The organism is Cereibacter johrii, assembly GCF_001720585.1.
Lineage (GTDB): Bacteria > Pseudomonadota > Alphaproteobacteria > Rhodobacterales > Rhodobacteraceae > Cereibacter_A > Cereibacter_A johrii.
This window is the reverse complement of the sequence record NZ_MABH01000154.1, coordinates 1-5,231: the sequence shown is the minus strand read 5'-3', so window position 1 is coordinate 5,231 and position 5,231 is coordinate 1. Positions and strand designations below refer to the sequence as shown.

Here is a 5,231-nt window from a genome sequence, read left to right as displayed (position 1 = left end):
GCCCTGTGAGCGCCGCCACCGTGGCCGCGAAGGCCGCGCCCTGCTCCTCGGTCTCGCGCAGCCGCTCGGCCGAGGGGGCAAGCGCGCGGGCCAGATCCGCGAGCGCCTCGGGATCGTGCCCCCTCAGCGCGTGGGCGAGCAGGATCGCATCCGTCCGCCCCGCGCCGAAGCGCAGCACATCGGCGATCCAGCGGCGAGCCGAGGCCGCATCCCGCACCTCGCCCTCCGAGATCGCCCATTCGAGCCCGTGCGAATAGGCGAAGGCTCCCGTCGGGAAGGCGGGCGAGAGCCACTGGACGAGGCTGAGAAGCGCCGCACTCATGCCGGATCGGCGTCGGGCGTCTCGTCCTCGTCGGGCTTGTGCGAGATATGCACATGGACATGCGGATGATCGTGCCCATGGCCCTGCGCCGGCCCGTGGTCGTGGCCCAGCGTGCGCCCATGGCCGTAGGCCCCGCCCTCGGGGCGGAAGGGCTCGGTTCCCGGCGTGAGCGTGAGGCCCAGACCGCGCAGCATCTCCTCGAGCACATGGTCGCGGCGGATCACCAGCCGGTCGGCTTCGATCTGGCAGGGCGTGTGCCGGTTGCCGATGTGCCAGGCCGCCCGCAGGATCGGGCCGGTGACGGCCACCACCTCCTCGGCGGCCGCGCGCACCTCGACGAGGCGGCCGTCGGCCAGTTCGAAGGCGCAGCCCTCGTCGAGGCTGGTGGTCTCGGCCAGATCCACGAGGAAGCCGTCCCCCGCCTCGGTCACGAGCCGCTTGCGCCGCAGGAACCGCTCGTCATAGCCCAGCCGCACGCAGCCCGCGGCGGGGCCCGTCCATTCGCCCTGTTTCAGAAGCCGGCGGGCCTGGGGAAGCTCGGTCATCGAAGGTCCTTTCTCTGCTCCGGCATCAGCGATTCGTTAAGGGAGGGCCGGATATGTCTCACGGAACAGACTGGCAACGGGGGCAGAGATGCACAAGGCGGACGCGGCAAACCCGGCAGACGAACTGGCCGAGGTGCGGGCGGCCATCGCCCGGCTCCGGCTGCGCGAGGCACGGCTGTGCGCGACCATCCTTGCCGGGCCGGACAGCGGGCTCGAAGGCCGCCATTTCCGCGCCGAAGTGGCCGAGCGGCGGTTCCGCCTGTTCGACGCCGCCCGCCTGCCCGAAACCGTCCTCGCAGACCCCCGCTACTGGAGCGAGAGCGTGACGCAGGAGGTGCGCTGCCTGCCCGCAGCGGTGACTGCGGCCCCATCCCGCCCGAGGCGGCTCTGGATCGTGCATTGAGGCGGGCGTCGGGCACCTCAGTAGAGGAAGTAGCGTTGCGCAAGCGGCAGTTCCGCCAGCGGCTGGCAGGGGAGAAGCTCGCCGTCGGCACGCACCTCGTAGGTCTCGGGATTGACCTCGATGGAAGGCCGGTGCGCGTTGAGCTTCATGTCGGCCTTGCCGATATCGCGCGTTCCCTGCACCGCGAGAGTGCCCTTCTGCAGCCGCAACCGCTCGCCCACCCCGTCCTCCTCCGCCGCCTGCGACACGAAGGTGACGGCCGAGGCATGCAGCGCGCCGCCGAAGGCGCCGAACATCGGGCGGGAATAGTAGGGCTGCGCCGGGATCGAGCCGTTCGGATCGCCCATCTGCGCGCAGACGATCATGCCGCCGAGCAGCACCAGATCGGGCTTCGCCCCGAAGAAGGCAGGCTGCCAGAGCACGAGGTCGGCCCGCTTGCCCTCCTCGACCGAGCCGATGTGGCGCGAGAGCCCATGCGCGATGGCCGGATTGATCGTGTATTTCGCGATGTAGCGCCGCACGCGCCGGTTGTCGTTGGCGCCCGTCTCCTCGGCCAGCCGCCCGCGCTGCACCTTCATCTTGTGCGCGGTCTGCCAGGTGCGGGTGATGACCTCGCCCACCCGCCCCATCGCCTGACTGTCCGACGAGATCACCGAGAAGGCGCCCATGTCGTGCAGGATATCCTCGGCGGCGATGGTCTCCTTGCGGATGCGGCTCTCGGCGAAGGCCACATCCTCGGGGATCGAGCGGTCGAGATGGTGGCAGACCATCAGCATGTCGAGATGCTCCTCCACCGTGTTGGCGGTGTAGGGCATGGTGGGATTGGTCGAGGAGGGAATGACGTTCGCGGCACCGACCACCTTGATGATGTCGGGCGCATGGCCGCCGCCCGCGCCCTCGGTGTGGAAGGCGTGGATCGTGCGCCCGCCGATGGCCGCCAGCGTGTTCTCGACGAAGCCGCTCTCGTTCAGCGTGTCGGTGTGGATCATCACCTGCACATCCATCCGGTCGGCGACCGACAGGCAGCAGTCGATGGCCGCAGGCGTGGTGCCCCAGTCCTCGTGCAGCTTCAGGCACGAGGCGCCGGCGCGGACCTGCTCCTCGAGCCCCGCGGGCAGGCTGGCATTGCCCTTGCCCGCGAAGGCGAGGTTGATCGGGAAGGCATCCGCCGCCTGCAGCATCCGCCCGATGTGCCAGGGCCCCGGCGTGCAGGTGGTGGCGAGCGTGCCGTGCGCGGGGCCCGTCCCGCCGCCCAGCATGGTGGTGATGCCGGAATGGAGCGAATCCTCGATCTGCTGCGGGCAGATGAAATGGATATGCGCATCCATGCCGCCCGCGGTCAGGATCCGCCCCTCGCCCGCGATGATCTCGGTGCCGGGCCCGATCACGATGTCCACCCCGGGCTGGGTGTCCGGGTTGCCCGCCTTGCCGATCTTCGCGATCCGCCCGTCGCGGAGGCCCACATCCGCCTTGTAGATCCCGGTCCAGTCCACTATCAGCGCATTGGTGATGACCGTGTCCATCGCCCCCTGGGCCCGGGTGCGCTGGCTCTGGCCCATGCCGTCGCGGATGACCTTGCCGCCGCCGAACTTCACCTCCTCGCCATAGGTGGTCAGGTCGCGCTCGACCTCGATGACAAGCTCGGTGTCGCCCAGCCGCAGCCTGTCGCCGGTGGTGGGGCCGAACATGGACGCATAGGTCGAACGGGAGATGGAAGCAGGCATGAACCCTCCTTAGCGGTAGCGGGGGTGAGGCGGGCTCGCCCCATGCGGCGAATTGACACAAGGGCAGGTGCGGCGCGATACACCCGCGTCCCGGGTGCGCAGCGGCTCATTCTCGCCGCTGCGGGGAGAGACCCGGACATATTTTGAGTAAGGGATAGAATGATGAAGCGGCACGTTCTTGTGCGCGGGATTATTCCCGTTCTTGCCTGTTGCGCCGGTATGGCAACCGCAGGCCCCACGGTCGAGAGGGGCGCCTATCTCGTGCGCGGTCCCGCGGGCTGCGGCAACTGCCACACGCCGCTCGGGCCCGAGGGCCCGATCATGGCCGAGGAACTGGCGGGCCGGCTGGTGGACGACAACCCGGCCTTTACGGCGGTCGGTCCCAATCTGACACCCGCCGGCCGGATCGCCCGCTGGAGCGACGCCGAGCTTGCCCGCGCGATCCGCGAAGGCCTGCGCCCCGACGGCAGCCTGATCGGGCCGCCGATGCCCTTTTCCATGTATCGCGGCCTGTCCGACGAGGATCTGGACTCGATCGTGATGTTCCTGCGGACGCTCGCGCCGGTCGAGAACGCGCTTCCCGCCTCGGTCTACCGCATCCCCCTGCCCCCGGCCTACGGTCCGCCGGTCGACCATGTCGAGGCGCCTCCGCGCGGCGTCACGGCAGCCTACGGGGCTTATCTCGCGGGCCCGGTCGCGCATTGCATGGAGTGCCACACGCCGATGGGCCCCACGGGGCCGAAGATCGACACCGACCTCGGGCGCGGCGGGTTCGAATTCCACGGGCCTTGGGGCACCTCGATCGCCGCCAACCTCACGAGCCATCCCGATGGCCTCGCCGATTACAGCGACGCCGAGATCGCCTCGATGATTACCAAGGGCCTCCATGCCAATGGCACGGCAATGCTGCCGCCCATGCCCTACGGATATTTCGCCGGCATGACGGAGGAGGATCTCGCCGCCGTGATCCTCTATCTGCGGAGCCTGCCGCCCCTGCCCGACGCGGATGCCGAACAGTCTGCCGCCCGGTGAGACAGGCCCCTTGCGGCGGGGTCCCTTCGCGCGGCGGCAAACCGGGCGCGTCATGTCAGGCCTTCGGTCGTTTCGCCGCGCGGGTCAGCCGCGCGGCATTCGCGCGGGTCCGGCGCCGGATCGGTTGCAGCGCGGCCGCGGCCACCTCGTCGGGGCGCTTGCCCTGCATGGCCGCCGCCGTGGCCGCCTGAGCGGCCTGTGCGAAGGCCACGCTCTTCTCGGCCACCATCCGCTGGTTCTCGAGCGGGTGCGGCGTCAGCACGCCCATCATGCCCAGAGTGCGCAGCGTCATGACCGTCTGCGCCTCCGCGACCATGAGGCCGGTCTGCCAGTAGAGCGCCATGAGGCTGGTGAAGGGCAAGGCGAGCGGCATGTCTGTCTCCTGTTGTCGAGGCCGCTACAGCTTGCCCATGATCCGGCCGTTGAAGCCATAGACTTCGCGGGAGCCGGCATAGGACACAAGTCTCACTTCGCGAGTCTGACCCGGCTCGAATCGCACGGCGGTTCCGGCGGGAATATCGAGACGCATCCCGCGCGCCGCCTCACGGTCGAACTCGAGCGCGGGGTTCGTCTCCGCGAAATGGTAGTGCGAGCCTACCTGCACCGGCCTGTCGCCGGCGTTGGAGACAACGAGCGTGATCTGCGCCCGTTCCGCGTTCAAGAGGATCTCGCCATCGGCGGGAAACAGTTCTCCGGGGATCATGCGGCGGGCTCCTTGGAGGGATGGCGGAAAAGCATTGTCCTCTCCGGTGTCTACCGGATCGGATGATGGACCGTGACGAGCTTGGTTCCGTCGGGGAAGGTCGCCTCGACCTGCACCGAATGGAGCATCTCGGGCACGCCTTCCATGCAGTTCTCGGCCCGCACCACATGGGCGCCCGCCTGCATGAGATCGGCCACCGAGCGGCCCTCGCGGGCGCCCTCGACCACGAAGTCCGAGATCAGCGCCACCGCCTCGGGGTGGTTCAGCTTCACCCCTCGTTCGAGCCTGCCCCGCGCCACGATGGCCGCGAGGCTGATGAGAAGCTTGTCCTTCTCTCTCGGTGTCAGATTCATGTCGCTCCCTCTCAGACCTGCCAGACGCGCGGCAGCGCCCGGCCCCGAAGGACCGTCAGCAGCCGTGCGACCTGCCGGCGCAGCGGCCAGCCGTCGGCGGCCAGCAATCGCAGCACCAGTTTCCCGTCGAAGGCCGAGGCTGCGGCCTC

8 protein-coding genes and 1 pseudogene are annotated in these 5,231 nt (G+C 69.4%); 2 read left to right on the top strand and 7 right to left on the bottom strand.

Annotation, left to right across the window (positions count from 1 at the left end; translation table 11 throughout):
• Together A9O63_RS13585 and ureE are read right to left on the bottom strand one after the other, a co-directional pair.
• Nucleotides 1-322 (bottom strand): urease accessory protein UreF (locus A9O63_RS13585; protein ID WP_328585910.1); only part of this gene is annotated, 322 nt, incomplete at its 3' end.
• Nucleotides 319-867 (bottom strand): urease accessory protein UreE, encoded by a 549-nt coding sequence (ureE, locus tag A9O63_RS13580; RefSeq protein ID WP_069332422.1) that lies wholly within the window; start codon nt 865-867, stop codon nt 319-321. The genes A9O63_RS13585 and ureE, both read right to left, overlap by 4 nt.
• Nucleotides 868-955: 88 nt before the next feature.
• Here ureE and A9O63_RS13575 point away from each other — a divergent pair, with 88 nt between their 5' ends.
• The gene (locus tag A9O63_RS13575; RefSeq protein ID WP_069332421.1) at nt 956-1,270 is read left to right on the top strand and encodes a hypothetical protein; all 315 of its coding nucleotides are present in this window, start codon (nt 956-958) and stop codon (nt 1,268-1,270) included.
• Between the two features lie 17 nt (nt 1,271-1,287).
• Here the strand turns inward: A9O63_RS13575 and ureC are convergent, their stop codons facing one another.
• Nucleotides 1,288-2,994, bottom strand: coding sequence for an urease subunit alpha (gene ureC / locus A9O63_RS13570; RefSeq protein WP_069332420.1), 1,707 nt, complete (start codon nt 2,992-2,994; stop codon nt 1,288-1,290).
• A gap of 159 nt (nt 2,995-3,153) precedes the next feature.
• On the opposite strand from ureC, the gene A9O63_RS13565 reads away from it, so the two are divergent.
• Entirely contained in the window at nt 3,154-4,026 is an 873-nt protein-coding gene (locus tag A9O63_RS13565) for a c-type cytochrome (protein ID WP_069332419.1), read from the top strand.
• A gap of 55 nt (nt 4,027-4,081) precedes the next feature.
• Here the strand turns inward: A9O63_RS13565 and A9O63_RS13560 are convergent, their stop codons facing one another.
• The 4 genes and pseudogenes from A9O63_RS13560 to A9O63_RS22900 form a co-directional block, all read right to left on the bottom strand.
• Nucleotides 4,082-4,399: an antifreeze protein gene (locus A9O63_RS13560; RefSeq protein WP_069332418.1), complete on the bottom strand. Its 318-nt coding sequence runs from the start codon at nt 4,397-4,399 to the stop codon at nt 4,082-4,084.
• Nucleotides 4,400-4,423: 24 nt separating this feature from the next.
• Nucleotides 4,424-4,729, bottom strand: a complete 306-nt coding sequence (locus tag A9O63_RS13555) for an urease subunit beta (protein ID WP_069332417.1) — start codon at nt 4,727-4,729, stop codon at nt 4,424-4,426.
• Between the two features lie 50 nt (nt 4,730-4,779).
• Nucleotides 4,780-5,082, bottom strand: coding sequence for an urease subunit gamma (locus tag A9O63_RS13550; protein ID WP_002720475.1), 303 nt, complete (start codon nt 5,080-5,082; stop codon nt 4,780-4,782).
• Nucleotides 5,083-5,093: 11 nt separating this feature from the next.
• A pseudogene (locus tag A9O63_RS22900) lies at nt 5,094-5,231 on the bottom strand (urease accessory protein UreD); the annotation flags it as partial.